The organism is Pseudomonas sp. P105 (assembly GCF_032614175.1).
GTDB lineage: Bacteria > Pseudomonadota > Gammaproteobacteria > Pseudomonadales > Pseudomonadaceae > Aquipseudomonas > Aquipseudomonas rhizophila.
Window position 1 is genome coordinate 340,987 of sequence record NZ_CP126693.1, and the last position, 25,556, is coordinate 366,542.

Sequence of the window (25,556 nt, forward strand, 5' to 3'; positions counted from 1 at the left end):
GTAAAACGGGGACAGATCACGCTTAATTTGGCGTCTGCATATTCATTTCAGCTAGGAATCGTGGCCTGTCCCCGAATTTGTCCGGGATTGGGTGGCGGCCATGCACGGGTAGGAAAACGGAGAATCAAGGCCCCCACACACTCGAAGGCGTCCCGCGCAAAGCCGCCATAACGCATATCGCAGACACAAAAAACGCCAGCATTAGTAAGCGAGGCGCAGCTGATACGCCTTGATGTACTTCGGGTTTCTTACGCCCGGTCGCTGAATTGGCAGCGACAGTTGGAAGGTAGCGGTCGATTGGATAGGGGACAATCGTGGCGCCATGCTGGCGGGGTTAGAAATTGTGTGTCCGGGATTAACGCATCTGGGGCGGACGGAGCGAGCTTGCGTCTGTATGGCAGAGTGTCGGTGGTGATGGCCTCATCGCGAGTAGGCTCGCTCCCACAGAGTTCAGCGTGTGGACGGAAAAGTGGGTGTGCAGAAACAACAAAGCCCTCGCATTTCTGCGAGGGCTTCGTTTTGTATAGTGCGGCACCAGGAGTCGAATAAGTGATTAACTTATTGATTATTATATAAAAAATAATAAATACTTTAATTTCTATCTCTAAAACTACCTCCATGGATTAGCTCGCTGTAAATTAACAAGGTGAACTCGCCCCATAGCCAGCGTTCACAGAGCCTTCCAAATCAGGGGCGATTTACCAGTCTAACGGTTTCGCGACACGCTTATTAAGTAATAAGGGCGTGCCGCTAATAGCTGGCAGGAAACTAGTTATAATAATGTGCTAATTGGATTCGGCTCCCTTCGCTAGTCGCTGCATATTAAAGCTCTTAAATGGCAGTCCAGCTCTGGCGAAACGGTATCGCATGTAAGAAGAAATATCTTCTTCATGTGATGATACTATCAATTGGCGATTTTTTAGCTCACACCGAAGAAGGTCTGTTAAAGATGCGATGTTAACCTCGTCGAGTGACTGCGAAGGATCATCGATCATTATTATTGGAGTTTTAGAGTAAACCTTATTGAGTGAAAAGAAAAATGCAAGACTAAGCGCAGATATCTGCCCTGAACTCATAGAAAGAATCGCATCATGCTCGGATCCCTCTGCAGTTGCAAATCGCAGTTGCTTTCCATCTCGACTTTCGATGAAAAGTCCCAAGCCTCTCTGATAATTTTGAATTAATCGTCCGCTGTAAATATGGAATATTAACTCGATATCGGAAATGGTCTTTTCAGAATATTTTTTTTCGAGATCGGTCAGTAGACCTTCTAATCCATCAATTTTTTTTCTAATGGCAACAGCAACTTTAGTTTCATTTTGCAGCTTTGTAAGCTCATTTTGCACCGAAGACAGTGCTTCACTTCGTGCCTCATTTGCCTTAGATGTTATATATCGGAGTTTGCTTTCGACACCTTCAGCAGAAACCAAATAAAAATCATCAGCACGAGAAAATATAGATGTAATTATAGATTTCCAGTTTTCCGACAGTTCTTCAGTTTCAGGTATTTTTTTACTTCTGATCTGTACTAAAAGCTCACTTAACCGGACCTCGGTCACTTCAGCATCAATGGTGTAGCTATCTGGATACTGAGTGCCAGCTGCCTTGAGTCTTTGCTCCAATTCCTGTAATTGTCCAAGTCTTTCTTGGTGAGACGTAAGAAGCTCGTGAAGGATAGCATCGTATTTCAACTCTATTGGAGCTAGCTCTCCAGTGAGGCGTAGTCGAATTGTTTCCAAATTTTCAGAAATTTTTTCTGTTACTTCGAGCAGTCTCTTTCCGATATCATTAAGGGAATTTGCAACATCATTAGATTTTTGCTGAATTTTTTCCAATAAATTTTGATGGGTATTCCAATCAGCACCGCATAATGGACAATCTTGTTCATCAGGGAAAAGCTTGAAGTGCTCTTCAATAAGATCTTGCTTTAATCGAGCTATTTCAGCTATGACTCCAGATTTAGAACTGGACGCCGCGGCCAGAGCATCTCGTTCTTCAATATTGCCTTTTAGAAAGCTAAATTGATCCGGATTCCATCCGGAAATAGTCTCGATCTCAATATAAGATATAGCTAGCGCACCCTTGCCAATTATAGAAAGGGAGGATTTTAATTGATTTATATCTTTTTTGGCGGAATTCAAGCCTTCAAATTGAGTAGTGTTATTTCCGATCTGGATAAGTGCCCGAAGCAAAGTTGAATTTTTAGAGATGTAATTTTCTATTCGCTCGTTGTGCAGTCTATTCTGCACTTCAACTTTCGATGGTATAAGGCCTAAAAGCTCATTAACTTGGTTCAGGTATAAGTCTAGCGATTCTTTGCTGTAAATTGAAAATGGTTCTTGTTTATCCCATTCAGGTTGGACTTCAATTGTACTGAGCTTCTCATAACTAGCATCGGATATGTTTGCGCCAAGTTGGACTTTTAGAAGTTCATAGTCTTTTGTCAATTGGGCTGATTTTTCGCTTCGCAGCTTGTTATTTATTATGTTGCTATTTATTCTTCTCTTGATTTTTTTGCATTTTTCTATTTCTTGAATTACTGCTGTGGTATTAGTTAATTTGTTAAGGGCATCTTTTCGCTTGTCCACGCGAGTTGAAAACAAATACTCGTTTTGTCCTTGCTCTAGATAATTAAGATGAGAGTAATTTTCTTTGAAGTTTTCGCCAAATTTCTGCTCAATGAAGCTTTCCTCGCGAAATGTTGTATCGCTGAAATCTTCAGAGTCAAAAGACACTAGTTCGTGAAGTTTAAATATCTCAAATTTGTCAGCCCTGTTGTTCTCCTTCAGTAGAAGGTCAGTAACAGACGCGCGTCGAGCAAGAACTAGGTTTTCAGCTTCGTTCGAAAACTCTATTCGGATAGTAAGGTCCGCTTCCCCCGATCGAGTATTCCAATATAAATTGTCCTTATAGTTCTGTGTATTGCCCATCATTATACTAGAGAAAAGTCTTTTGACTCTCTCGATTTTTCCTGTCAATAAAAGTTCTATAGCATCAAAAATAGTTGTTTTCCCAAATCCATTGGGACCATCCAAAGTGAGAAGTGATGATCCTTCAATTTCGAGATCGACCATCGAAAATGCTTTGAATCCTATCAGCCTAATCTTAGAAATTTTCCAATTCATTTTGAATAAGCTCCTTGATTAAGTTATCGATCTCGGCATCATCTATGGATGTCGCGCGGACGCAGTTGTAATGCATTTCGTAACCGAACTCTTTCGCCGCCTCTTCGACCTGGAGGCCTAAGGGGACTAGTTCTTTTTCTCTGTATGGCAACTCAAGAAAGGGCAGTTTGATAAATAATCTTACTGCGAAACTATATTTTGATGAAAATAACGGAGACTCCTTGTATGCATCAAATTCAGCTTTTACCGATATGACATCTAACAGGTCTTGATAGCTGACGTCTTTCAGCATTTTATCTTCTGTATCGCTGTAATATAAAATGTACTTTTTAAAGTGATACGCGTCCTCCTCAATTGCGAATATCTTTTGCTCCAATTCTTTAAACTCGGAAAGTGTCTCGAATTTCAATACGCAGATGAGGTCACAATTTTTTTTGAACGCAGGGTGTTGGGTAAACTCCGGGGGGGCGGACTGTAATATTTTTGCGTTAAGCTCGGCAGGAGTTACCAAGTCATCAATTTTATGTACAACCGCGAAACGAATCGACTCGCCTAGTTCTCGAATGTAAAAGTCCGAAAAGTCATCAGAGTGAATGGTTTTAAAATCATGGGTTTTTAGCGCTTGGCTCACAATAGGTTTAAGCATTTATTTCTGCCTCTGCATCCTTCACTGGAAGTATATTTATCCGTAGCTGTTTGGTCAGTCTGGCGTCATAGTCTCCAACATTGGTGCTGTGTGGGTTTTCGTCGTCGCAGTCTGTTATTTTAGATTCGACTTGAAACTGACTATCTAAATGGGCAGCAATCAAATTGTTGTATTCGAAAAGTAGCGTCAACAAGTTTTCATTTGTTGTGATGGCCTCATTGATTTGTCCTGCACATTGACTTACTTCGTGCTCGTCCAGCAGTGTGATAGCAGTGGGGAGATAGAAGCTGTTGTGCTTATTTAAATAATGGGGAATCCCTTTTAATATAGGCTCTACACAGATTTTCCCGATCAGCTTCGTATATCTAAAAATGTCGATTTTTTGTATTTTAGAAAACCGTTCAGATGGGTTCAATAGTTGGCATAATTTTTCAACATCGATCTTCGGCAAGATGTAGAGATGGCGGAACATTTCTGTGATTCTTAAGTAGTTCTGCTCGGTTAAGCCTACTACCTCGTCTTCAATCCGCGCTTCAAGATTTTTAAAAAATTCGTTGCGAAGCTCGGCCGCAAAATATTCAACATCAAGATGTGGTTGATTATCTAGCAACGATTCAAGAATTTGTTTTGCGCTTATTCTATTGTGATAGGCTGCTTCATTTTCTGTATAACCATGTAATTGATTTTGTGCATGTATATAGATTGCCTTTGAGCTTATTTGCTCAGAAACCAAGCAGTAGTTTAGGTTTAGGGTATGTTCGCTTTGTAGTATTTTGAGGCGATCAAGAGTTTCTTTAATTGCTTGCTTTGTTATGTTTTCGATTTCATCAAGGCTGCAGTATTTTATTTGTCCGTAACTGTAGAATTTTACAGTTTCTCCGCTGGGGGCCGTGAAGTCGGACATGTCGTCCAGTTGGACTGAGGTATGGAAGTAGCGAAGAGTATCTTTTTTTCTATCGAACTCTATGGCGCCGGATTTTTTAAGCGCATCAATGTATGCACTCCTATTTTTACCCACCTTTGCTTTAACTTGGTGTGCACTTATGAGACAGCCATTTTTATAAATGGCGAAGTCGTCCGTGCTATCGAGCTGAAGTTCAAAGTCCTCATCTCCTGATTCCATGAGTTTTAGGCAGTGGTAAAGGGCAACCTTCCCTTGATATACGAAACCGCTCCAAGAAGAAATTGCACTTTTAGGAAGTTTGTCGTCGGCCAATTTTCAGTCCCTTCAATTAGTCGTCAAGCAGGTCCCCTGTCTCAAGGGATGGCGCCAGCATTATGGCATCATCCCTGTGCGGTAAAATACACTCAGAGTCGTGAATTTCGCAGTCGGTCGCCCTAACGTGAGATCAGAGAACCGGCCTTAAAGGGACAGGCTTCCTAGGAGCGATGCACGTCCCTATTGGGGGTGACCGCCGGTTTCTATTTCCTCTACGGATAGTGGCCTTCGTCTCGCACTTCAAAATGCCATGCTTTGCCTAAGCGAATAATTAGCAAACGCAGGGTGAGCAGATAGTAATAGCGTGTTGACCTAGTGCACTGGCTCATATGCTGGTTTAAGAACCAAACCAGATGCTTTCGTCGCCAAGTCCACGGATTATCACGTTGCCAGCGATCAGATATCGCCGCCTGGATGATTTTTGCTTGGCGTAGGTGACGCGCACGCGTGGCATGGGACCCTGTGAGGATCCCTGCCAAGAACAGTTCTATATCGAACGGATTGCTCATGTTCGACCTCCGATATAAGCCGATACCACTTCGATGCGTCCGTGGCCTAACTCATAGCTGATTTGTGCGCGAGCCTCCCGATCAAGATGCGGATCGAGCTGGCTGCACCTGCCACCATTGATGGGTGCTAGGTGATGGGTGATCTGCTCATAGCGTTCGCATGCATAGGCGGCCCGCAATTCATGGAAGCCTTTGAGGTTGTATGTATGGAGGATGTCTCGGGCTGGGCGGGCGACTCTTTTTTGGAAATCGAGGTAGCTTTCGTTCGGTGCCAGCAGGTTGCGACTACCGTTGGGAGAGAGCTGCTCGGCATACCTGAGTGCTTCGCGAATATGATCATCCACTGTGACCCACCGGGGTGCCGATGCGCCTGAACGGCCACCTTTGGTGCCGTCCTGAATGTTGATCTTCCCGTAATTTTCGGCTTCCCGCAGAAGGCGTCGAATGTCGGCCAATATCGCCTCCCGCAAGCGCATCCCGGTGACTCGTGCCAAGAGCGCGATGGCGGCGGCACGGGGGTGATCTTCGCGGAGTGCATCCACGATGCGTATCACGTGTTCGCGATCCTGGCCTTGTGGAACTGTCATGCGGATGGTGGTGCGCTGCATTTCCAACGTGTTGCTCGGACTCGGTACTTTCACATACTGATCACCGCGAAGCGCTGCCAGGGTACGGTTGACGCTGGACAATCGGTTTTGCGCAGTGGCGATGGCGAGCTCACCTTGTTCAACTTGTTGGCGCAGATGTCCGGCATAGTCCAACAAGGTCTGCCGATCAATCTGCCGCGCATCGTTAAACCCCGGCCCATCCTTCGAGCGGCACCAACGTACAAATGCCTGCCATCGATCACTGTGCGCTTTGACCGTGCCGTAACGCCCGCCGCCAAACATGTCCCGCAACGCGTGGAGCCCGGCATAACTCAATTGCCGGCCATAGCCAAAATTTCGCCCATCCCGTCTGCCTACCAATGCCATGATCAAACTCCTCTCGAAGCCAAAATCTTTGAAACCTTCCCCACGTCATCCCGCCAAGAATGTTGAGTGTTATCAGGGATCAAGGCCCCTGCGACCTGTGAGGGGTGTCCACTAACGCGGGACTGGCGGCTCCTTACGACCGGGAGCTTGGGCATCTCATGATCTGGCCTCCTGAGCACTTCCGAAGAAGTGGGCGGGTGGAGGCTGCGCTGGCTGACGAGACCAGCGCCGCGAGATCCTGAGTCGGGTTAAGGCAGTGAAGCGATGACCGGGGCATGCCTGACTGTCAGTCAGGTGAAGTCCATTCCGTGGACTGCGGCACCATCATCTGCATCGCTGTTGCTGGTGACTTCGGTGTTTGTCACGCCGATTGTCACGAGGGGAAATGCCGCAAAGCCTTGTACGAGGTGGGCTGCAGCAGCGGTAGGAGCGCCCGTCTCTTTCCGGAAGAAAGAGACGGGCGCAGGTTGGCGCAAGGAAATGGCCACGCGGATAGGTTGCTGCAGGGCAGCGATGAAAGGGGATGAGTTGCCGCAGTGGGCACACTGGTAAAAGCAGGCATCCATCACATCGCTGTGACCGTGCGAGCCGCCGGAAGCTAATCGCACTTTGGGAGAACCACCACCGTGTGGCGTAGCCTTAAAGGTTCTGGCTACCTGGGTTGCTGTCGACGACAGCGCTTTGCCCGATCTTTTTTACGCCTGTGGATAATTCGGGTCAAGACTCCAATTTTCGGGAGTTCTGCGGCTGTGGATGAAATTATCCACCCGTGGAAATCTGTGGTTTTCCACAGACAGTTGCGTGGGCCTTAGATTTTTTAAGTGAGGTCCATCCAAGCAGGGCGGCTTTGCAGCCCTGTTTGGATGGACCCGCGTGGACAAGCGGATCACTTAGATATGAAGACCGAGCGCTTACTCGGTTGCGCCACGTTTCGCTTTTAGGCGAGTGACGTTCGCTCCGGTCTGGTTGGCAAACTCGTGTGGAGTGACATGCTCCTGCCGGTTGGCCTCCAGGTACCGGCTCCACCAGTTCATGATCAGCCTGCGTTCCTCGATGAACTCTGCCTTGTGGATGTAAGCGGCGCGGACGTTGTTGCGTTCCTTGTGGCTCATCTGCCTTTCAATGGCGGTCTCGGACCACAGTCCTGACTCGATCAGTGCGCTGCAGGCCATCGAACGAAACCCATGCCCGCAGATATCGGTTTTGGTGTCGTATCCCATCGCCCGTAGCGCGTTGTTCACGGTATTTTCGGACATGGGTTTCCAGGGTTTGGCATCACCTGCGAAGACCAATGCGAATTTGCCTGTGAGTGCATGGATTTTTTCGAGTAGCGCCACTGCTTGCGGCGATAAGGGTACTAAATGGATATCCCCTGCCATCTTCGTACCCCTTGTGGAAAAGGGTACTCCCTCCAACGCGGGTCGAGTGTCCGGTATCTCCCAGGTGCCGCGCTTGAGGTCGAACTCGCTCCAGCGTGCGAAACGCAGCTCGCTGGATCGTACAAACACATGCAGCGACAGCATCACTGTCAGACGGGTAAGTGCCCGGCCTTTATAGGTGTCGATCCGCTCCTGCAGTTCCGGCAGTCGCGATAAGGGTAGAGCGGGGCGATGTACCACCCGCGGGGCTTTGATCGAGCCTTCGAGATCGTAAGCAGGGTTTATGGTGATAAGCCGGAGGCGCTTTGCCTCGCGCATGATGCTCTGCAGGTAGTTTTGTACCCTTAAAGCAACGTCGATCGTTCCGCGCTTCTTGATCGCTTCCAAGGGCTGCATAAGGTCATGGGTGTCGAGATCAACAATGGCGCGTGCGCCGATCAGCGGGAACACGTGGGTTTTGAGGCGGCTCATCACTGTCTTGGAATGGCCTGGTGCCCACTTGGCCGACATTTCCGTGTGCCAGTCCAGCGCAACGCTTTCAAAGGTTCTGCCTTTGATTACAGCTTCCGCCTTGGCTTGGTGCTTGGCCTCTATGGGATCAATGCCATCCGCCAGCATTCGCTTAACTTCCAAGCGCTTGCGTCGCGCATCGGCGAGGCCAATGACGGGGTAGTTGCCGAACGAGGTCAGTCCTTCGCGTCCGTCAGGTTTGACGTAACGGAGCCGCCAGCCTTTGCGGCCATTGGGTTGGACTAGGAGGTAGAGGCCATCGCCGTCGAAAAGCTTGTAGGCGCGGTCTGTAGGTTTTGCCAAGCGGCAAGCTGCGTCGGAGAGCGGAGCTGTGGTGCGCGACATAAGGGTACTCCCTTTTATCGAAGTGACCTGTATCCCAAACTCTACCCTTAAAACGGTTGGAATCCACCGGTTTCTGACGGAAACCGATGGAACGCCAAAACGAAAAAACCCGCCAGAAGGCGGGTTTTTCGGGGGTTCCAGAGATTTTGAAAGCCTTCTCTGGAACCTTGTATGGTGCCGGCACCAGGAGTCGAACCCGGGACCTACTGATTACAAGTCAGTTGCTCTACCAACTGAGCTATACCGGCGTGTGGGCGACGATTATAGCGATTGGGTGCGTTCTGTAAACCCCTGAATTCTGACTATTTTTGCAGGACCTCGGCTCAGGCGCGGCGCACGAGGTTGCGCACTTTCTGCAAGGTTCGCCAGGTACGGCTGTTTTGCAGGGCATGGAGTTGGGCTTCGGCCCGTTCGGCGCGTTGCAGGGCGGCGGTGAGTTGCTGGTCGGGTTCGCTCAGGGGGTGGCTGAATTTGTGGCCTTTGCAGAATTGGAACCCGTCGAGGTTGCACGGGGGGATGTCGAAAGCGGGTTTGAGCGCCAGGTGTTCTTCGGCGAGGTAAAAGGTGTTGAGGCCGTCGAACAGGATGGAGTGGTAGCCGGCGTCGGTGACGAGGGTTTCCCAAGTCTGGTCGCGGGCCCATGGGGTTTCGATGAGGATGATCCAGGGGCGCCAGCGGCTGAAGTCCATGCCGCGCAGCACGGTTTCTTCGTGGCCTTCGACGTCGATTTTCAGAAAGTGGATGGGGCGGTCCTGGGCGTATTGCTCGCAGATCGAAGTCAGGGTGCGGGACTGGACGGTCTGCTTGCTTACCTTCATGCCCGCGTCGCGGTGCTGTTGGGCGACGCTGGCTTCGACGGTGGACAGACCCGTGTCGGCGATGGTGTAGAAGGTCTGGCTGTCGGCGTTTTCGCCGGCTACGCATTGCAGGTTGATGTCGTTTGGCCGTTCTTGGCAGAGAGCGTCGTAGTAGGCCTGCACCGGTTCGATGTTGATCCCGTGCCAGCCGTGATCGTAGAACGCCCGGGTCACGGAATCATCTGTTGGATGATTGGCGCCTACGTCCAGATAAAAGCCGTTTTCCACCGATTGAAGGGCGCGCCACAGGCGTATGTCTTCGAAGTTCTGTGCGTAGGAAATGAACGTCACGGCCAGTCCTTGTGTGTGTCGGCATTGTGTCAATCACGATACGAAAGGCTGTTGTACTGCACAGGCGCGATGGGCGCAATTGCTGGCGTGTGGGAGCACTGAGTTCGGCGGTTATGTCGTTTTGCTTGAACGCTTATGCACAACGGGCGGGGTGGGGCGACTGCCATCTTGCGATTTTGTGACAGCTTTCTCGTTTGCTCGCAAATGCCTGTTTTAATGGTTTTTTATCCATATGAACAAAAAATGACCAGCCTTGCTTCCAGCAGAAAATCGCGGATTAATTGGATCCAAGACAATTTCATCAACAGAGTTATCCACAGGCTGTTTCATGTCAGCGACGTTCGGCCAGCAGCATCAGATTTCGCGGCGTGAGGGGCGTTTCGCAGAAGGTGCCGAGGCGGACGCGGTAGTTTTCCTGGCTGAGGAAAAGCGCCCGATCCAGCACCAGCCACAGCTCAAGAGGCCGCCGGAAAAGGCCGCGGACCAATTCCAGGTTGCGCACTTGGGCCAGACGTTGATGGCCGGCCGCTTCCAGTGCCGACCAGTCAGGCGAGCCGACTGTGGATAAGTCTTTCAGGGCTGCCAGATCGGTGCAGTACTCGATGAAGGATTTTTCCAGCCAGGCGCTGGGGAGCGAGGGGGTGGGCAGATACTCGTCGCAGCCCCGGATTTGTCGTTGCAGCAGGTCAAAGCTCAGGCGCCGAGCCATGGAGTGGTCCCGTTGCCGCCGGATGCGGGCGCCGGCGGTGACGGTTTCGGTCAGTGGCAGGCTGAGATCATCGAGCGTTAGCTGTAGGACCGAACCCTTGGCGGCGTCGGACAGCGGTTGATAGCGTTCAGCACTGATGCGGTTGTAGCAGCACGGGGCGATTGCCAGTTGCGTGCAACCAGCGGCGCTCGCCAATTGCATCAGGCGCACATGCAGGTCGCCGCAGGCGTGCAGGGCTACCGGTGTGTGTTCAGGGCGGATCGCCAGGCCTGCCTCTGCCGCCAGCACGTCTTGCTGCAAGTGCGTGGCGGGCAGACGGTGGCGTTGGCTCAGTTGCTGGCCGCTGGCGACCAGGGCTGGGTCGTATTCCAGGCAAGTCAGTTGTTGTTCAGCCTGCAGCAAGCGTCGGCCAAGATGACCTTTGCCGGCGCACCAATCGAGCCAGTGGGTCGGTTTGGTAGCGAAGTGCAGGCGGCTGGCGAAGGCTTCGATTTGCTGCCATTTGCGCCCTGGCACGTCGACGCTGAGGCGATGGGCGGCGGTTTCGAGCTCTTTGCCCGGCAGTTCTGCGACGACGCTCAACGCATGGGAAATGCCCGCCAGTTCTGGAAATGGCGCGGGTGCATGTTGAATCAGCCAGGGTTGGTGATGGTCGTTTTCTGCGTGTTCCAGCGAACGCTGCCGTAGCCATTGGGCCAGCTCAGGGTAGGACCGTTCCCATGGCAGTTGCAGATGGGTGAACGGACGCGGTTTCCACAATGCCTGGTGCGTTGTGAGAAAAGCATCCAGCGCGGTGAAACGGGCGAGTAACGCCTCGCCCGTCAACACGCCGCTGTCAGCGTCCTTGGCAGGCATCGACGCGCAACCAGCGCTCCAGCTGTTTGAAGCCCTGCACCAGCACGAACGCCATCAGCAGGTAGAACATGCCGGCCGCGAAGAAGATTTCCACCGGCAGGTAGGTCCGAGCAATGATGGTCCGGGCCATACCGGTCAGCTCCAGCAGGGTCACGGTGCTCGCCAGGGCGCTGGCCTTGAGCATCAGGATCACTTCGTTGCTGTAGGCCGGCAGGCCGATGCGCGCGGCGCGAGGCAGGATGATGTAGAACAACGCCTTGGGTCGGGACATGCCCAGGGCTCGCGCGGCTTCGATTTCACCACGAGGGATGGCCTGGATCGCGCCGCGCAGGATCTCGGCGATGTAGGCGGCGGTGTGCAGGGTCATGGTGGCCGTGGCGCACCAGAACGGATCCCGCAGATAGGGCCACAGCGAACTGCTGCGCACGGCGTCGAACTGCGCCAGACCGTAGTAGACCAGGAACAGCTGAACCAATAACGGCGTGCCACGGAAAAAGAAAATGTAGGCGTAGGGTAACGCCCGCACGTACCACAGGCGTGAGGAGCGGGCGATGCCCAGCGGAATCGCCAGCAGCAGACCGGCGATCACGGCGATGGCGACCAGCTCCAGGGTCAGTGTCGCGCCTTGGGCCAGTTTCGGCAGCCACTTGATGATGACTTCCCAGTTCATTGGGTGCTCCTGGCAAAGCCGCGAGCGGCACGTCGTTCCAGAAAATGCATGCCGATCATGGCCAGCACGGTAAGGCCCAGGTACATGAACGCGGCCACCATATAGAAGGTGAACGGTTGCTTGGACACGGTCACGCCGATTTGCGCGTGCCGCATGATCTCTTCCAGGCCAATCACCGACACCAGCGCGGTGTCTTTCATCAGGATCATGAACAGGTTGCCCAGCCCGGGCAGGGCGATGCGCCACATCTGCGGCATGATCAGCCGGGTGAAGATCCGCCACTTGGACAACCCCAGCGCCACGCCAGCTTCGCGATGGCCCTTGGGAATGGCCAGGATCGCGCCGCGAAATACTTCCGTGGCGTAGGCGCCAAAGCACAGGCCCAGGGCGATGACGCCAGCGGCGAAGGCGTTGAGGGAAAGGTCCGGGTTACCGAAGTATTCGCCCAGGGCACGCATGAGATTGACGGTGCCGAAGTAGATCAGCAGCACCCAGAGCAATTCGGGGATGCCGCGAACCAGTGTCGAATAAGTGCCGCCCAGCCATTGCAGCGGCTTGTACGGGGAAGTCTTGGCCAAGGCGCCGAGCAAGCCGAGCACCAGCCCCAGGCAGAGGGTCGAGAGCGCCAGTTTGACGGTCATCAGCGCGCCAGCGGCGAGCGCCGGGCCGAATCCGTAGAGATCGATCATCATGGGTGTGTGTTCATATCGCGGCAGGCTTTGCTAAGGGCCGGCGCCGCAATGAAGCGGCGCCGGCCAGGCACGTCAGTATCAATAGATGCTGAACGGGAAGTACTTGTCGTTGATCTTTTTATAGGTGCCGTCGGCAACGATTTCCTTGAGCGCGGCGTTCAGCTTGTTGCGCAGTTCGTCGTCACCCTTGCGCACCGCGATACCGATCTTGTCGCTTTCCACCACCGGGTCGCCTTTGAATTCGAAGGCGGCGCCGTCTTTGCTCTTGAGCCATTCGTATTGCACGTATTTGTCCGCCAGGATGGCGTCAACGCGGCCCGAGAGCAGGTCCAGGTAAGCGTTTTCCTGGGTATCGTAGAGCGTGACCTTTACGTTGTAGTCATCTTCCATGTTGCGGTCTTCCAGCCAGGTGCCGGCCAGCGTGGCGCGTTGTGCGCCAATGGTCTTGCCGGCCAGGTAGGCCTTGTCAGTCTTGAAGTCTTCGGTGGCCTTCGGTGCGATGAATTGCAGCTTGTTGGAGTAGTACGGCTCGGTGAAGTCCACGGCCTGCTTGCGTTCCTCGGTAATCGACAGCGAGGAGATCAGGAAGTCGAACTTCTTGGCGTTCAGGGCCGGAATGATGCCGTCCCAGTCGGAGGTCACCACGCTGCATTCGACTTTCATCTTGGCGCACAGGGCGTCGCCAATGTCCTTGTCGAAGCCGACCACGTTGCCGCTGGCATCTTTGTTATTGAACGGCGGGTAGGCCGCTTCGATGCCCATCTTCAGTTTCTCAGCGGCCATGGCGCTGGCCGAGAAGACCAGACTGGCGGCAGCGGCCAGGAGGAATTTCTTGTAGGTCTGCATATGTACTGCTCCGTTAGCGGTTGCTGGACATGAATTGTTTGCAGCGCGCCGAAAGCGGGTTTTCGAAGACCTGCTGTGGCGATCCTTGCTCCTCGACCAGGCCTTGATGAAGGAACACCACTTCGCTGGAAACCTGACGGGCGAAGCCCATTTCGTGAGTCACCAGCAGCATGGTGCGGCCTTCTTCGGCCAGGGCGCGGATCACACTAAGTACTTCCTGGACCATTTCCGGGTCAAGGGCAGAGGTGGGTTCGTCGAACAGAATCACTTTAGGCTGCATCGCCAGAGTGCGGGCGATGGCGGCGCGCTGCTGCTGACCACCGGAAAGCTCGGCAGGGTAGGCATGACGCTTGTCGGCGATGCCGACCTTGGCCAGCAGGGCTTCAGCCACTTCCACGGCCTCGGCCTTGCTCTGGCCGAGCACCCGGCGCGGGGCTTCGATGATGTTGTCGAGCACGCTCATGTGCGGCCAGAGGTTAAAGTTTTGAAACACAAAACCGATTTCGCTGCGCATGCGGTTGATCTGTTTGCCATCGGCGGCCACCAGTTCACCGTTTTTCGCGGCCTTGAGCTTGAGTTCTTCGCCGGCCACCAGGATCTGGCCCTGGTTGGGATTTTCCAGCAGGTTGATGCAGCGCAGGAATGTGGACTTGCCGGAACCGGAGGAACCCAGGATCGAGATCACATCGCCGTCGCGGGCGGTCAGCGAGACGCCTTTGAGCACCTCCAGCTTTCCGTAGCGTTTGTGCAGGTTGCGGATTTCAAGCGCGGGCGTGGCCTGGGCCATGTGCGGTCCTCATGGTGTGTGCTCCCTTGCTGTTGGCGGCCTTCCTGGCGAGGCGGCCAAGCTAGCATAGCGTCCGAATGGCAGCCAACAGCGCTACGGGTGGTAAACCGCGAATGTGCGGCAGGTTGTCGCATCGGCGCAGCAGACTGTCGCGCCATCAACAACCGAACGGCCGTTCGAACTCTGTTTACCGGTAAAAATCCCGGGGAGTCGCGTAAAAAAAGGCGCGATGGTGCCAGCTTTGGCTGGGGGTTGGAAGGGTTAATCGGATGAGTGTTGCCGTTGTGCGTTTTTATCGTCCATAGGAAGTTTTAGCTGGCTGTCCTCTTCTCCGTGAGGCTGATCGCGTTCTATTCGCCGGCGGGCTCTTCCATCAACTGACGATAACGATCCAGCGCCTCGCTGAAGTCCTTGATGAACTCCGGGGTGCTGAGCCAGCGCTGGGCCGTCTCGCGATCCATGTCGTCGGCCCACATGCGGTAGTCGACCAGCATGTCCGCGGCCAGGTTGGTGGCGGCCATGCTTTCGTTCTCGGCGTTTTTCAGGTCCAGCAGGCCGGGGCGTTCGCTGATCATCACGCTCAGGGACGCGAGCAGCGTGTCGAGCATCTCGCTGCGGCTGATGGCCTCGGCTTCGCGTAGCTTGGCGAACAGCTCAAGCACGTAGACCGGTGGCTGGGCGGTGGCGTGGGCCGGGTCGCCATACATGGGAATGGATTTACGCCCGCTCATGCGGATTTGCTTGGCTTTGTCTTTGGCACGCTTGGCGCGTTTTTGCTGTTTGTTCAGTGAGGCCATTGGGCTTCGGTTTCCAGTTTGTTAGGGGGCGATGCCCGGCTCAGTTGATTTTCGGCACGGTAAAGCTGAATTCGCTGCCCTTGCCTGGCTGGCTTTCGGCGTGCAGTTTACCGCCATGGGCCTGGACAATCCCCTTGGAAATATACAAACCCAGTCCGGTGCCGTTCGGGTTGCCTTCCTTGACTGTCCAGTAGCGGTCAAACACGTGAGGCAACTGCTCCGGTTTGATTCCTTCGCCGGTATCACGAACGCTGAACACGATCTCGTCACCCACCGACATCGCGCTGATGCCCACGCTGCCTTGCTGGGGGGTGAACTTGATGGCGTTTCCGATCAGGTTCGACAGCACCTGGAACAACCGCTCGGGGTCGGCATTGATCTTGAGATTGGGTTCGGCGTGGAACGAAATATCGATGGCCTTGGCGGTTGCCAGCGGCGTCAGCAGCGAGCAGGCGTCTTCGAATATCTGGCTGACGTCCAGCGGCTGGGGATGGATGGTGTAGCGCCCGGCGTCGATGCGCGAAGTGTCCAGCAGGTCTTCGAGCAGAACGTTCATGCGGCTGGCGGCCTGTTGCATGGTGTCGATGGCTGAAGCAATTCGCTTGGAGCTATGGGAGCCGTCGGAGCTGAAGGACTTTTGCATCATGCCGCAGAGCATGGATATGACCGTCATCGGGTTGCGCAGGTCATGGGACACCACCGCCACCAGCTCATCACGCGCCTGCACCGCCTGACGCTCCTTGTGGACTTGCCGGGCCAGATCGTTTTCCAGCGCTGAGCGGCGCAGGTCGTTGGCGGCAAACAGATCGCCGTGGGTCCATTTGGTACTGATGCCGGCCATTTCGACTTTCCAGATTTCGAAAGACGTTCGCGGTCGCAGGCGCAAACCTGTCTCGCTGCTTTCCAGGTCCAGGGGTTTTTGCGGGTCGCCGCTCCACTGGATGGTTTGCTTCACCTCGGGGCGGAACCACAGCACGCCATTTTCCACAGGCTTGGGCAGGTGGATCGCCAGCACACCGCTCGCCACGTCCTGATAGGCCTGGGCTGGAGCGAAAACGCTGCTCAGGTTGTGGTGGGAGAAAACGGGCTGGTCGGTCTCCAGCATCCATTTATGCAGCTCGCGGATCTGCTCCGCTTCCGGGCACTGGCCATGGCGGTGCAGCTTGTTGTCCTCGAGGATCGCGACGCCGGTGGCGCCGGTCAGGTCCATCAGCCTTTGGGGTTCGCGGGACAAGCCGTCAAAGACATTGTCGCTGGACTCGGCCATGGCCGTGGCGAGAACCTTGAGGTCCTCAAGCTTGGCATCCCGTTGACGGGTCAGATCCAGTGCTTCCATGGCGCTGATCTGCAGCGACAGCACTTGGCCGATGGTCTGGCAGGCCATGCGCATTTCATGGGGCACGAGCAGGGGTTGACGGTTGCCGCAACTGATCAGGCCCCACAGTCGGTCGCCTTCCATCAGGGAAATGCTCATGGACGACAGCACACCCATGTTTTTCATGTATTGGCGGTGGATCGGCGAGACGCTACGCAGGGTGGAAAAGCTCAGGTCCAGGGGTGTCTGAGTGTCGGGACGCAACTGCGGGACCAGCGGTACCGGCGTGTAGTCAGCGTTGGGGATGATCCGCAGCCAGTTGGTGCGATACAGCTCCCGGGCCTGTTCAGGGATATCCGATGCCGGAAAAAACAGGCCTTTGTAGAGCTCCATCGACGGCGCGCTGGCCTCGGCGATCACCTGGCCATGGCCTTCTTCTTCGAAGCGATAGATCAGCACCCGGTCATAACCGGTCATGGCCTGAATTTCCCGAACGCTGATTTCGTACAGAGCCTGAAGGCTTTTCGCGCTTTGCAGGCGTTGCAGCATGCGCCCCAGGTTGGCTTCGCCGCTGACACCTTCGGGACGGTAGTCGCTCAGGTGCTGTTCCAGTTCGACGATCAGGGCGCCTTGATGGCGGTGGACCAGGGCGTCAAAACGCAACTGGTTCACGACAATCTCCACGGGCGCGTTGTCCCCGTCCGCATCGGCGCGACAGGCCTTGAGGACGGCTTGGGCCTGCTGCTGCCCGAACAGTGCGTCCAGCGTCTGGCCGGGGAGACCGTGAGAATCGTGCCCCATCAATTGCAATACGTTGGCGCTGACCTGTCGGATGACGAAGTCGGGTTCGGACAGCATCAGTAGCACGCCATGAGGCTGGATGGCCCCGGGGAAGCGAATCGGTTCGTCTGCACAATTGGCCAGCAGTTCTTCGAAGGCTTCCTGGTTTTCCGGGGTCATAACAATACCTTTTGGCTGTCCAGCCAGTGTTCAAAATGAGTAAACGTCGCTTTGGCGGCACGTGTGACTTCGAGCGTTTGGGCGTCGCCAAGGTTCCTGTCGCCCAGATATTGAAGGAAGTCCTTCCAGCGCCGACCGGTGAGTTCGCCATACACATTGAGAAACGCCGCGCCGCTGGAGGCATCAAGACCGAGCTGTTCGGCGACTCTGCGCCGCAGGATCTGCCCCCCGAGGGTTGCACCTTCCAGCACATAGGAAACCCCCAGGGCGGCGGCACGGGAATCGATCTGCGGCAGGTCCCGGCAGGTGGGCAGTGCCTCGATAGCGCCGTCACCCAGGCCCAGTGCCGTGAGATCCGCCCGCAGTACGGGAAGCTTGATCCGCAGGGATTGGTCCAACCCCGTCGGTGTCAGCGTCAGGACATGAAGTCGCTGTTCCAGCGGTTTATAAAAACCGTAGTAGGCGGCCATCAGGCGCCGGTACAGGTCGAGGTCCAACTGTTCGGAGAAAAACGGCAAGCGTTTTTCCAGGGCGACGTGCAGCTCAGCGGTTTCGGTCCGCAATGCCTGAATCAGAGAAGGGGGAGGCGCGGCCGGTGACATGCGGGATAGAGCTCGTTGACTGGAGCGTTGCTGGAAAAAAAGCGCATCAATCTTACACAGATTTTTTACCTTCGAGCGGTCATCAGCTGTCGGCTTTCAATTTGCCCGTCGTCAGGTACCAATGACGGGCGTTTGGGTCTTCTACCCGCAGAAGTGTGCGGTAATGGGGCCAGCTCAATTCGGAACGCACTGCGTTCCAAATGCTCCTCCCTGTTCGAATTCGATGATGTGCCGCCCGATCTGCCAGCAGGTCTGAACCTGAAGTGTATCGACGGCACGCAGCACCTTCTGGCGAGCCTGGCGGATCAGTTCACCTAGCTCATTAATCAGAGGAGCAAGCTTTGGGTCGTCTAGGGGGAGAAGTGAGGTCATCGAAATGTCAGCCGTGAGAATGGGCGGACCAAAAGGATGCTCTGGACGACGTTTCGATGATGCAGGGCGAGTCTGATTAGGTGGGAGGAAAGCCGTCCGATTCTTGCAGGACGGGTTTGACGCCGCCTGATCTTGGCTGACCCTGGCTTGTAGGAGCTATCCCGGGATGGCGTCATCCACTGCCGACGTCCTCATAAGGAGGACGATCATCAGATCGGATCTTGGGCTAGCGCCTTGGACGCGGCGACATAATCGGCCTGGAACTGCTCACTCTCCACCCAATCCAGTGCGGTCTGCTCATCGACGCCTTTGGTCAGGCGACGGTATTCGATCAATGCAGTAATGATGAAGTCGGTCGCTTCGTCCTCACCTTCCTGTTCCAGCACCAGCGTCAACAGTGGATAGGCCAGGAACGCTTCGCACATCGCCTTCTGGCTGACCTTTTCAGCTGAGCTCATGATTTGGAACAGCTCCGTCAGGTCCACGGATTCCAGATCGATGCGCTCATCGTTCGGGTCTAGGAAATCGTTCGGCGCAGCAGCACGCTGAATGCGGTTCTTCTTGGCTTTCGCCTTGGCGCGCTGGTTTCGTTTCTGCTGTTTGTTTGCCGATGACATGGGGGGGGCAGACTCCTGGCATGAAAATAAGGCGATCTATCCTACAGCTTCAGGGCAACCACTTCGAATCTCAATCCACCACAAACAATGTGGCACCCAATGAGGTTGAAGAGCTCGACGCGCCGTCACAGCTCCCGTAAATCCCAGGCAATAAAAAACCCCGATCAATTTCTTGATCGGGGTTTTCGGTATTTGGTGCCCAGAGACGGAATCGAACCGCCGACACGGGGATTTTCAATCCCCTGCTCTACCGACTGAGCTATCTGGGCAACGGGGCGCATTAAACGGGTTTTTCAGGGGGTCGTCAAGCACGTTATCAAAAAATATTTAATTATTACCGTCGCTTACGATCCGCCCCGGTTCTGGGTGGCCTATTCGGACGGCGGCACGTAGCCTTCGGCCTTGGCGTATTCTTCGCCGGAAAAGAACTTTTCCATTTCGCCTTGAAGGTATTTGCGGTCTTCGGCGTTCATCATGTTCAGGCGTTTTTCGTTGATCAGCAGGGTCTGGTGTTTTTGCCAGTCCGCCCAGGCCTTGGCCGAGACATTGTCGTAGATGTCCTGGCCTTTGACGCCCGGGAACGGCGCGCGCTCCAGGCCTTCCAGTTGTTCTTTGTACTTGCGGCACATCACGGTGCGGATCATTGCAACTCTCCTGCGTTCAATACGGCGGCCGCGCGTTCGAGCAAGGTCTTGACCGGGGCGGCGAGGCCCAGGCGCGGCGGGGTGGCGAGGTTATACCAGAGCCAGTCGGCCTCGGCCACGTGATGGCCGGTTTCCCGGACCCGGACCAGCCAGGGTTCGATCGCCAACTGAAAGTGGCTGAAAGTGTGTACCAGGCTCGGCATCTGCTGATGATTGCCCAGCTCCAGCGAGTGTTGCAGGGCCAGGTGTTGCAGGTCGTCGAGGTCGTCGAGTTCCGGCAGGCTCCATAAACCGCCCCACAGGCCCGTGGAGGGGCGACGATAAAGCAGAATCGCGCCTTCGCGGTTGGCCAGCATCGGCATCAAGGTGCGTTTTTTGGGCACATCCTTGCGTGGCTTGGGGATCGGGTAGCGGGTCTCCAGGCCGAGCATGTGGGCTTGGCAGCCTTTTTTAAGCGGGCACAGCAGGCAGCTGGGTTTGCTGCGGGTACAGAGCGTGGCGCCCAGGTCCATCATCGCCTGGGTGTAGGCGTTGACCCGGTCTTGAGGCGTGAAGCGCTCGGCAGTCGCCCACAGTTGCTTCGCGACCTTCGGTTCGCCCGGGTAACCTTCCTGGGCGGTGAAGCGCGCCAGCACCCGCTTGACGTTGCCATCGAGGATCGGTGCCCGCAGGCCCATGCTGATGCTGGCGATGGCGCCGGCTGTGGACAGGCCGATCCCCGGTAATTCGGTGAGTTTTTCCACGTCGCGGGGGAATTCACCGCCATATTGGTCGACTACGATCTTCGCGGTTTTCTGCAGATTACGGGCGCGGGTGTAGTAGCCCAGGCCGGTCCACAGGTGCAGCACTTCGTCTTCCGGCGCGGCGGCCAGGGCTTGCACGGTGGGCAGCGAGGCCATGAACCGGTCGAAATAATTGAGCACGGTGCTGACCTGGGTCTGCTGCAGCATGATTTCCGAGACCCACACCCGATACGCAGTGATGTCTTGCTGCCAAGGCAAGTCGTGGCGCCCGTGGCGGTCGAACCAGTCCAGTACGGCGCTGGAAAACTGCTCGGCTGTCATCGCTTGAACAACCCCTTGAGCGCGTCCTTCAGCTCGGGGCTGACCTTGTCGCCGAGCTTCTCGTCGATCTTCTCATTGAGCTTGTCGCCGAGGCGGTCGCCGGCCAGTTTCGCGGCGACTTTGCCCAGACCCTCGTTGTCCAGCCGGCATGCCTTCGCGCCCAGCTCCAGCGGACCGCGGCAGCGTAACGGCCATTCGACATCGACGTAACGTTCGTTGACCTGGCAAGCTGGGTCGGGCATGTCGCTCTTGTCGCCTTCGATGATGATGCCGACGCGGTAGTCCATGCCCAGCACACGCAGGTCGATATCGCCGTTGCCGTTGACGGTCATGCCAGGGATACGGACCTTCAGGTCCGGGTTGCTGGCCACGCCGCTGCGGAAGGTGAGATTGCCGTTGAGTTGCTCGAACGGGGTGTCCTTGCCCCGGGGCTCGCCACTGAGGGTTTTACGATTGAGGGTGGCGATGCCTCGGCACAATTGCTGCTCGAGGTTGGCATTGAGCAGGACACCGTCGTTGATGACGAACCCGGCAGTACCGTTGAGGCTGTCGATCAGGGCCTTTTGGCTGTTGCCGCTGGCGGTCACGGCGCTGTTGAGTGTCACCAGGCCTTTGACGGGCGGATTCTTGCCCTGGCTTTCGATGATTTTCTCGGCCGGTACCCGGTTGATGCGGGTTTGCAGGCTCAACTGCGGCGTGGGCTGGCGCACGTCCAGCGTGCCTTTGACTTCGAAGTTGCCGTTGTACAAATCGCCCCGCAGGTTTTCCAGGGTCAGCAGGCCGCCCTGGCCGGTGGCCTTGAGCGCGGCATTCTGGATCGGCAGTTTATCGAGGGTCAGTTGGCCGAAGGTCAGGTCGGCATCCAGGTCCAGTTTGCCCAGGCGTTCGACCGGAAACAGCCGGTCGTTGCTCCAGGCGCCCTGGGTGGGCGCGCTCGGCAACGGTGTGCTGCCGGCGCCCGCCATGGCACTGGCTTCGGTGTTGCTGACCTCCGCCTCTCGGGCCGCCTTGGAACTGTCGGCCTCGGCGGATTTTGGCGGCAGGTAGCGGTCAACGTTGAAGGTATCGGCCTTGAGCTGCGCACGCAGTGACTGCTTGGCAAAGTCTTCCACGGCGATACGACCGCTGAAGGTGCTGTCGTCGATTTTCAGATTGATGCTATTGAATTCGGCGCTGGTCGGCGTGGCCGCAATACGGGTGACCAGTTCGACTTTGCTCAAGCTGCCTTCGGCCATGGCCGGCAGTTTCTGACCGACGCCGTCGACGAATTTCGCCAGGTCGAATTGGGCGATCGACATGCCGCCGCTCAGTTGCGGGGTCTTGTCCAGATCATTGACCTTCAGTTCGCCCAACGCCCGCAGTTGATTGATGGAAAGCTTGATGCCGGTCCATTCGGCGACGTTCGCCGCTTTATCCAGGAGTAGCTGCCCGTGTGCCGCGAACGTCACGGTCTTGCCTTGCAAAGGGTCGCCCGTGGCTTCGCCGGACAGCTTCAGGTCTTCGAACTTGTAGCGCTGCAAGGCGCGCTCGAAGCGCAGCTCGCCCGTGACCTCGGTGCGCACCCGCACGGCTGGCTGGTTGCTGGCCAGGAATGCGGTGAGCGTGACCGGAATGTTGGTGGAATCATGGATCGGGCCAGTGCTCAGTTGGATGCTTTCGGCGGTGAACTGCCGGCCGGCCTGCTCGTCGGTGTATTCGACCCGGGCGTTGTTCACGGTCAGGCTGTCGATGTCCAGGCGGGTTGGCTGGGCCGGTTTCTGCGCCGGGGCGCTGTCCCCAGGGGCAGGCTGTTCGGCCGGTGCCGGGGCGTTTGCCGTGGTTTTAGAGGCGGGTGCCTTGCCGATGTCTTCCCAATTGCCGTGGCCGTTCTTGTCACGGTTGAGTCGCAGGTTCAGGCCTTCGACGCGCACGTCGCTCATCTGCACTTCGCGGCGCAGCAGTGGAATCACGCGCACGGAAAGGCCGAGCATCTGCAGGTCGGCGAACGGTTGTGTCGGGTTTGCCAGGGTGGCGACACTGGCTTCGTGCAATTCCAGACCCAGCCACGGGAAAAGGCTCCAGCCGATGTCGCCATTGAGGGTCAGCTCAATGTGGGCCTTGTCGCGGGCTATCTGGCGGATCTCTTCTTTATAGTCGTTGGGATCGAAGAGGTGGGTCAGGGCAAAGCCCAAGGCCACAATGACCAGCAACAGCCCGAGAAGTACCAGACCCAGGATTTTGCCGAACGCTTTCATGGGCGAGTCCTTGTAGGTTGAGTTCAAAATTTAGCCTGGGAGTATAACGCCCTGACCTAGTGGCGCGTTGGGTGATCGTTCTTTCTGACAGGCCTGTGGGCCATGGAACCGTGGCGAGGGCCGCGCTGAGCTCCCGGATCTAGGCCTGCTCCAGTGCCAGTTTCAATTTGGCCGCCAGCGCCTGGGCTTCCAGATGACCGGATGGGGCCAAGAGCTTCAGCTCAGCACCGTGTTGCGTAGCCATTTTCCGGGCTTCGCTGACCAATCGTTCCGCCACCCCACGACGACGGGTGACGTTTCGCACGCACATTTGGGACAAGTGCCAGACGTCCTGGTGCCGTTGCAGCCGTGCGGCACCGAGCAACCGGTCATTGAAGCGGGCTGCGATCAACGCGCCGTCCTCCAGGCATTTGTGTATCAATTGTGTGCCGTCAGTGAACGGCTCGAACAGCCAGACCGGGGCATCCTGGTAGATTTTGTGCAGGTCCTGCCGGTCCCGACAGGTGGCGTCATTCAACTGCTCGACAACGATGGGCATATAAATTCCTGAAAAATAAACGATTCACGCCCTACAGAAAACGTGCAATGGCGCGATAAGACAGAAGATGTAAAAAAGGTGATAGCACTTTGGCTTTTCTGTCATAAGCAAATGGTAACCTTTACCCGTTCGCCCGTCCTTCTGCGACTCAATGTCGCACCAAAATGAAGCTTCACCAGAAAATACAGTCGCGCTTTGCGTGCAATAAGGCTGAGGGTGATGCATGGCTGGCGAGCCATACCAATAACTGGGGGATACATAATGAGCACGAGCATCACGGCGGACGGCTTTGCCGCCCAGCCTGCGTTCCTCTCCAAGGAACGCATTATCGCCAAGCCCGGATTCAACCGGTGGCTGGTTCCACCGGCCGCACTGGCCATCCACCTTTGCATCGGCATGGCCTACGGCTTTTCGGTGTTCTGGTTGCCGTTGTCCAAGGCACTGGGCGTCACCAAGCCTGTAGCCTGTGCACCGGACATGAGCTTCATCGCACAAGTCTTTTCATCCCAATGTGACTGGCCGATCTCGATGCTCGGCTGGATCTACACCCTGTTCTTCATCTTCCTGGGTTGCTCGGCAGCCATCTGGGGCGGCTGGCTGGAACACGCCGGGCCGCGTAAGGCCGGCGTTGTATCGGCCTTGTGCTGGTGCGGCGGTCTGCTGATTTCCGCACTGGGTATCTACACTCACCAGATATGGCTGATGTGGATCGGCTCCGGGGTAATCGGTGGTATCGGCCTGGGGCTGGGCTACATCTCCCCGGTTTCGACGCTGATCAAGTGGTTCCCGGACAAGCGTGGCATGGCCACCGGCATGGCGATCATGGGCTTCGGCGGCGGCGCGATGGTAGGTGCACCGCTGGCTGCAGCGCTGATGAGCCATTTCTCTTCGCCGACTGAAGTGGGCGTATGGCAAAGCTTCCTGGTCATGGCCGCGATCTACTTCGTGTTCATGGTCGGTGGCGCCCTGTCGTACCGCGTCCCGCCGACCGGCTGGAAGCCTGAAGGCTGGACCCCTGCACCGAAGAAAGCTGCGAACGCGATGATCACCCATCGTCACGTTCACGTGAACGTGGCCTGGAAAACCCCGCAGTTCCGTCTGGTATGGCTGGTGCTGTGCCTGAACGTATCCGCCGGTATCGGCATCATCGGCATGGCATCGCCACTGTTGCAGGAAGTGTTCGGCGGCAAGTTGCTCGGCAATGACTTGCCTTTCGGTCAGTTGGATGCTGCGCAACTGGGTCAGATCGCGGCCATTGCGGCCGGTTTCACTGGTCTGCTGAGCCTGTTCAACATCGGTGGGCGGTTCTTCTGGGCATCCTGCTCGGATTACCTGGGTCGCAAGAACACCTACTTCGTGTTCTTCGCCCTGGGCTTTGCCCTGTACGCGCTGATCCCGAACCTGGGTCATCTGGGCAGCGTCGCGCTGTTCGTGGCGGCGTTCTGCATCATCCTGTCGATGTACGGCGGCGGTTTTGCCACCGTGCCGGCCTACCTGGCGGACCTGTTCGGTACGCAAATGGTCGGCGCGATCCACGGTCGGCTGTTGACCGCTTGGGCCGCAGCAGGCGTGCTGGGTCCGGTACTGGTGAACTACCTGCGTGAATATCAGTTGAGCATCGGCGTTGAACGCGCTGCGGCCTATGACATCACCTTGTACATCCTCGCCGGCCTGCTGGTACTGGGCTTCCTGTGCAACCTGATGGTCCGTCCGGTCGCCGACAAGTACTTCATGACCGACGCCGAACTGGCCGCCGAACAGGCGCTGGGCCATGACAAGGGCGCTGACAGCACCACTTCGCTGGAGTGGAAAGCCGCGCCGGGCACCAAGCCTTTGGCGATCGCCGCCTGGTTGGTGGTGGGCATTCCGTTGGCGTGGGGTGTCTGGGTAACCCTGCAGAAGACTGCGGTGTTGTTCCAGTAATGCGCTAGCCCGAACCCGCTGGGGTGAGGGCGAATCTTGTGGGAGCGAGCCTGCTCGCGATGAGGGAGGGTCAGCC

General features: G+C 55.9%; 21 protein-coding genes, 2 tRNA genes and 1 pseudogene. 1 reads left to right on the forward strand and 23 read right to left on the reverse strand.

Annotation, left to right across the window (positions count from 1 at the left end):
* Nucleotides 1-785 precede the first annotated feature (785 nt).
* The 23 genes and pseudogenes from QOM08_RS01465 to panM form a co-directional block, all read right to left on the reverse strand.
* Nucleotides 786-3,125, reverse strand: a complete 2,340-nt coding sequence (locus QOM08_RS01465) for an AAA family ATPase (RefSeq protein WP_316912468.1) — start codon at nucleotides 3,123-3,125, stop codon at nucleotides 786-788.
* Nucleotides 3,106-3,771: an ABC-three component system middle component 1 gene (locus QOM08_RS01470; RefSeq protein WP_316912469.1), complete on the reverse strand. Its 666-nt coding sequence runs from the start codon at nucleotides 3,769-3,771 to the stop codon at nucleotides 3,106-3,108. Before QOM08_RS01470 ends, QOM08_RS01465 begins: the two co-directional genes overlap by 20 nt.
* Entirely contained in the window at nucleotides 3,764-4,987 is a 1,224-nt protein-coding gene (locus QOM08_RS01475; protein WP_316912470.1) for an ABC-three component system protein, read from the reverse strand. Before QOM08_RS01475 ends, QOM08_RS01470 begins: the two co-directional genes overlap by 8 nt.
* 215 nt (nucleotides 4,988-5,202) lie before the next feature.
* The gene (locus tag QOM08_RS01480) at nucleotides 5,203-5,499 is read right to left on the reverse strand and encodes a hypothetical protein (RefSeq protein WP_316912471.1); all 297 of its coding nucleotides are present in this window, start codon (nucleotides 5,497-5,499) and stop codon (nucleotides 5,203-5,205) included.
* Complete coding sequence (locus QOM08_RS01485; RefSeq protein WP_316912472.1) at nucleotides 5,496-6,473, reverse strand: integrase domain-containing protein; 978 nt, start codon at nucleotides 6,471-6,473, stop codon at nucleotides 5,496-5,498. Before QOM08_RS01485 ends, QOM08_RS01480 begins: the two co-directional genes overlap by 4 nt.
* Before the next feature lie 911 nt (nucleotides 6,474-7,384).
* Complete coding sequence (locus tag QOM08_RS01490; protein WP_316912473.1) at nucleotides 7,385-8,707, reverse strand: tyrosine-type recombinase/integrase; 1,323 nt, start codon at nucleotides 8,705-8,707, stop codon at nucleotides 7,385-7,387.
* Nucleotides 8,708-8,879: 172 nt separating this feature from the next.
* Nucleotides 8,880-8,955: transfer RNA gene (locus QOM08_RS01495), tRNA-Thr, on the reverse strand.
* Between the two features lie 75 nt (nucleotides 8,956-9,030).
* Complete coding sequence (locus tag QOM08_RS01500) at nucleotides 9,031-9,855, reverse strand: FkbM family methyltransferase (RefSeq protein WP_316912474.1); 825 nt, start codon at nucleotides 9,853-9,855, stop codon at nucleotides 9,031-9,033.
* A gap of 331 nt (nucleotides 9,856-10,186) precedes the next feature.
* The gene (locus QOM08_RS01505) at nucleotides 10,187-11,419 is read right to left on the reverse strand and encodes a methyltransferase (protein ID WP_316912475.1); all 1,233 of its coding nucleotides are present in this window, start codon (nucleotides 11,417-11,419) and stop codon (nucleotides 10,187-10,189) included.
* Nucleotides 11,400-12,089 (reverse strand): ABC transporter permease, encoded by a 690-nt coding sequence (locus tag QOM08_RS01510; protein ID WP_047226885.1) that lies wholly within the window; start codon nucleotides 12,087-12,089, stop codon nucleotides 11,400-11,402. Before QOM08_RS01510 ends, QOM08_RS01505 begins: the two co-directional genes overlap by 20 nt.
* Nucleotides 12,086-12,781, reverse strand: a complete 696-nt coding sequence (locus tag QOM08_RS01515; RefSeq protein WP_316912476.1) for an ABC transporter permease — start codon at nucleotides 12,779-12,781, stop codon at nucleotides 12,086-12,088. The genes QOM08_RS01510 and QOM08_RS01515 overlap by 4 nt, the downstream gene beginning before the upstream one ends.
* A gap of 78 nt (nucleotides 12,782-12,859) precedes the next feature.
* The gene (locus tag QOM08_RS01520; RefSeq protein ID WP_316912477.1) at nucleotides 12,860-13,627 is read right to left on the reverse strand and encodes an ABC transporter substrate-binding protein; all 768 of its coding nucleotides are present in this window, start codon (nucleotides 13,625-13,627) and stop codon (nucleotides 12,860-12,862) included.
* A 13-nt stretch (nucleotides 13,628-13,640) separates the two neighbouring features.
* Nucleotides 13,641-14,414: an ABC transporter ATP-binding protein gene (locus tag QOM08_RS01525; protein WP_047226888.1), complete on the reverse strand. Its 774-nt coding sequence runs from the start codon at nucleotides 14,412-14,414 to the stop codon at nucleotides 13,641-13,643.
* A gap of 350 nt (nucleotides 14,415-14,764) precedes the next feature.
* Complete coding sequence (locus QOM08_RS01530) at nucleotides 14,765-15,211, reverse strand: hypothetical protein (protein WP_076383343.1); 447 nt, start codon at nucleotides 15,209-15,211, stop codon at nucleotides 14,765-14,767.
* Nucleotides 15,212-15,251: 40 nt separating this feature from the next.
* Nucleotides 15,252-17,486, reverse strand: coding sequence for an ATP-binding protein (locus QOM08_RS01535; RefSeq protein ID WP_160894013.1), 2,235 nt, complete (start codon nucleotides 17,484-17,486; stop codon nucleotides 15,252-15,254).
* Nucleotides 17,483-18,088, reverse strand: coding sequence for a biliverdin-producing heme oxygenase (locus QOM08_RS01540; protein ID WP_139048842.1), 606 nt, complete (start codon nucleotides 18,086-18,088; stop codon nucleotides 17,483-17,485). Before QOM08_RS01540 ends, QOM08_RS01535 begins: the two co-directional genes overlap by 4 nt.
* 94 nt (nucleotides 18,089-18,182) lie before the next feature.
* Nucleotides 18,183-18,460: pseudogene (locus tag QOM08_RS01545) on the reverse strand (DUF1016 domain-containing protein); the annotation flags it as partial.
* Between the two features lie 209 nt (nucleotides 18,461-18,669).
* A complete protein-coding gene (locus tag QOM08_RS01550; protein ID WP_047226892.1) occupies nucleotides 18,670-19,077 on the reverse strand; it encodes a hypothetical protein in 408 nt (135 codons plus the stop codon).
* A 193-nt stretch (nucleotides 19,078-19,270) separates the two neighbouring features.
* Nucleotides 19,271-19,346: transfer RNA gene (locus QOM08_RS01555), tRNA-Phe, on the reverse strand.
* Between the two features lie 102 nt (nucleotides 19,347-19,448).
* The gene (locus QOM08_RS01560; RefSeq protein WP_047226893.1) at nucleotides 19,449-19,721 is read right to left on the reverse strand and encodes an oxidative damage protection protein; all 273 of its coding nucleotides are present in this window, start codon (nucleotides 19,719-19,721) and stop codon (nucleotides 19,449-19,451) included.
* Nucleotides 19,718-20,785 (reverse strand): A/G-specific adenine glycosylase, encoded by a 1,068-nt coding sequence (mutY, locus tag QOM08_RS01565; protein ID WP_047226894.1) that lies wholly within the window; start codon nucleotides 20,783-20,785, stop codon nucleotides 19,718-19,720. The genes QOM08_RS01560 and mutY overlap by 4 nt, the downstream gene beginning before the upstream one ends.
* A complete protein-coding gene (locus tag QOM08_RS01570) occupies nucleotides 20,782-23,019 on the reverse strand; it encodes an AsmA family protein (protein WP_139048845.1) in 2,238 nt (745 codons plus the stop codon). The genes mutY and QOM08_RS01570 overlap by 4 nt, the downstream gene beginning before the upstream one ends.
* Nucleotides 23,020-23,158: 139 nt before the next feature.
* Nucleotides 23,159-23,557, reverse strand: coding sequence for an aspartate 1-decarboxylase autocleavage activator PanM (panM, locus tag QOM08_RS01575; RefSeq protein WP_316912478.1), 399 nt, complete (start codon nucleotides 23,555-23,557; stop codon nucleotides 23,159-23,161).
* 261 nt (nucleotides 23,558-23,818) lie between these two features.
* Here panM and QOM08_RS01580 point away from each other — a divergent pair, with 261 nt between their 5' ends.
* Nucleotides 23,819-25,480, forward strand: coding sequence for an OFA family MFS transporter (locus tag QOM08_RS01580; RefSeq protein ID WP_316912479.1), 1,662 nt, complete (start codon nucleotides 23,819-23,821; stop codon nucleotides 25,478-25,480).
* Nucleotides 25,481-25,556: the final 76 nt, after the last annotated feature.

Bases quoted from the DNA above. Each gene is read 5' to 3' on its own strand.
- QOM08_RS01560 (WP_047226893.1), bottom strand. From the start codon at position 19,721: ATGATCCGCACCGTGATGTGCCGCAAGTACAAAGAACAACTGGAAGGC.
- QOM08_RS01550 (WP_047226892.1), bottom strand. From the start codon at position 19,077: ATGTCATCGGCAAACAAACAGCAGAAACGAAACCAGCGCGCCAAGGCG.
- QOM08_RS01525 (WP_047226888.1), bottom strand. From the start codon at position 14,414: ATGGCCCAGGCCACGCCCGCGCTTGAAATCCGCAACCTGCACAAACGC.
- panM (WP_316912478.1), bottom strand. From the start codon at position 23,557: ATGCCCATCGTTGTCGAGCAGTTGAATGACGCCACCTGTCGGGACCGG.
- QOM08_RS01540 (WP_139048842.1), bottom strand. From the start codon at position 18,088: ATGTCACCGGCCGCGCCTCCCCCTTCTCTGATTCAGGCATTGCGGACC.
- QOM08_RS01505 (WP_316912475.1), bottom strand. From the start codon at position 11,419: ATGCCTGCCAAGGACGCTGACAGCGGCGTGTTGACGGGCGAGGCGTTA.
- QOM08_RS01570 (WP_139048845.1), bottom strand. From the start codon at position 23,019: ATGAAAGCGTTCGGCAAAATCCTGGGTCTGGTACTTCTCGGGCTGTTG.
- mutY (WP_047226894.1), bottom strand. From the start codon at position 20,785: ATGACAGCCGAGCAGTTTTCCAGCGCCGTACTGGACTGGTTCGACCGC.
- QOM08_RS01490 (WP_316912473.1), bottom strand. From the start codon at position 8,707: ATGTCGCGCACCACAGCTCCGCTCTCCGACGCAGCTTGCCGCTTGGCA.
- QOM08_RS01580 (WP_316912479.1), top strand. From the start codon at position 23,819: ATGAGCACGAGCATCACGGCGGACGGCTTTGCCGCCCAGCCTGCGTTC.
- QOM08_RS01485 (WP_316912472.1), bottom strand. From the start codon at position 6,473: ATGGCATTGGTAGGCAGACGGGATGGGCGAAATTTTGGCTATGGCCGG.
- QOM08_RS01530 (WP_076383343.1), bottom strand. From the start codon at position 15,211: ATGGCCTCACTGAACAAACAGCAAAAACGCGCCAAGCGTGCCAAAGAC.
- QOM08_RS01510 (WP_047226885.1), bottom strand. From the start codon at position 12,089: ATGAACTGGGAAGTCATCATCAAGTGGCTGCCGAAACTGGCCCAAGGC.
- QOM08_RS01515 (WP_316912476.1), bottom strand. From the start codon at position 12,781: ATGATGATCGATCTCTACGGATTCGGCCCGGCGCTCGCCGCTGGCGCG.
- QOM08_RS01465 (WP_316912468.1), bottom strand. From the start codon at position 3,125: ATGAATTGGAAAATTTCTAAGATTAGGCTGATAGGATTCAAAGCATTT.
- QOM08_RS01480 (WP_316912471.1), bottom strand. From the start codon at position 5,499: ATGAGCAATCCGTTCGATATAGAACTGTTCTTGGCAGGGATCCTCACA.
- QOM08_RS01535 (WP_160894013.1), bottom strand. From the start codon at position 17,486: ATGACCCCGGAAAACCAGGAAGCCTTCGAAGAACTGCTGGCCAATTGT.
- QOM08_RS01520 (WP_316912477.1), bottom strand. From the start codon at position 13,627: ATGCAGACCTACAAGAAATTCCTCCTGGCCGCTGCCGCCAGTCTGGTC.
- QOM08_RS01470 (WP_316912469.1), bottom strand. From the start codon at position 3,771: ATGCTTAAACCTATTGTGAGCCAAGCGCTAAAAACCCATGATTTTAAA.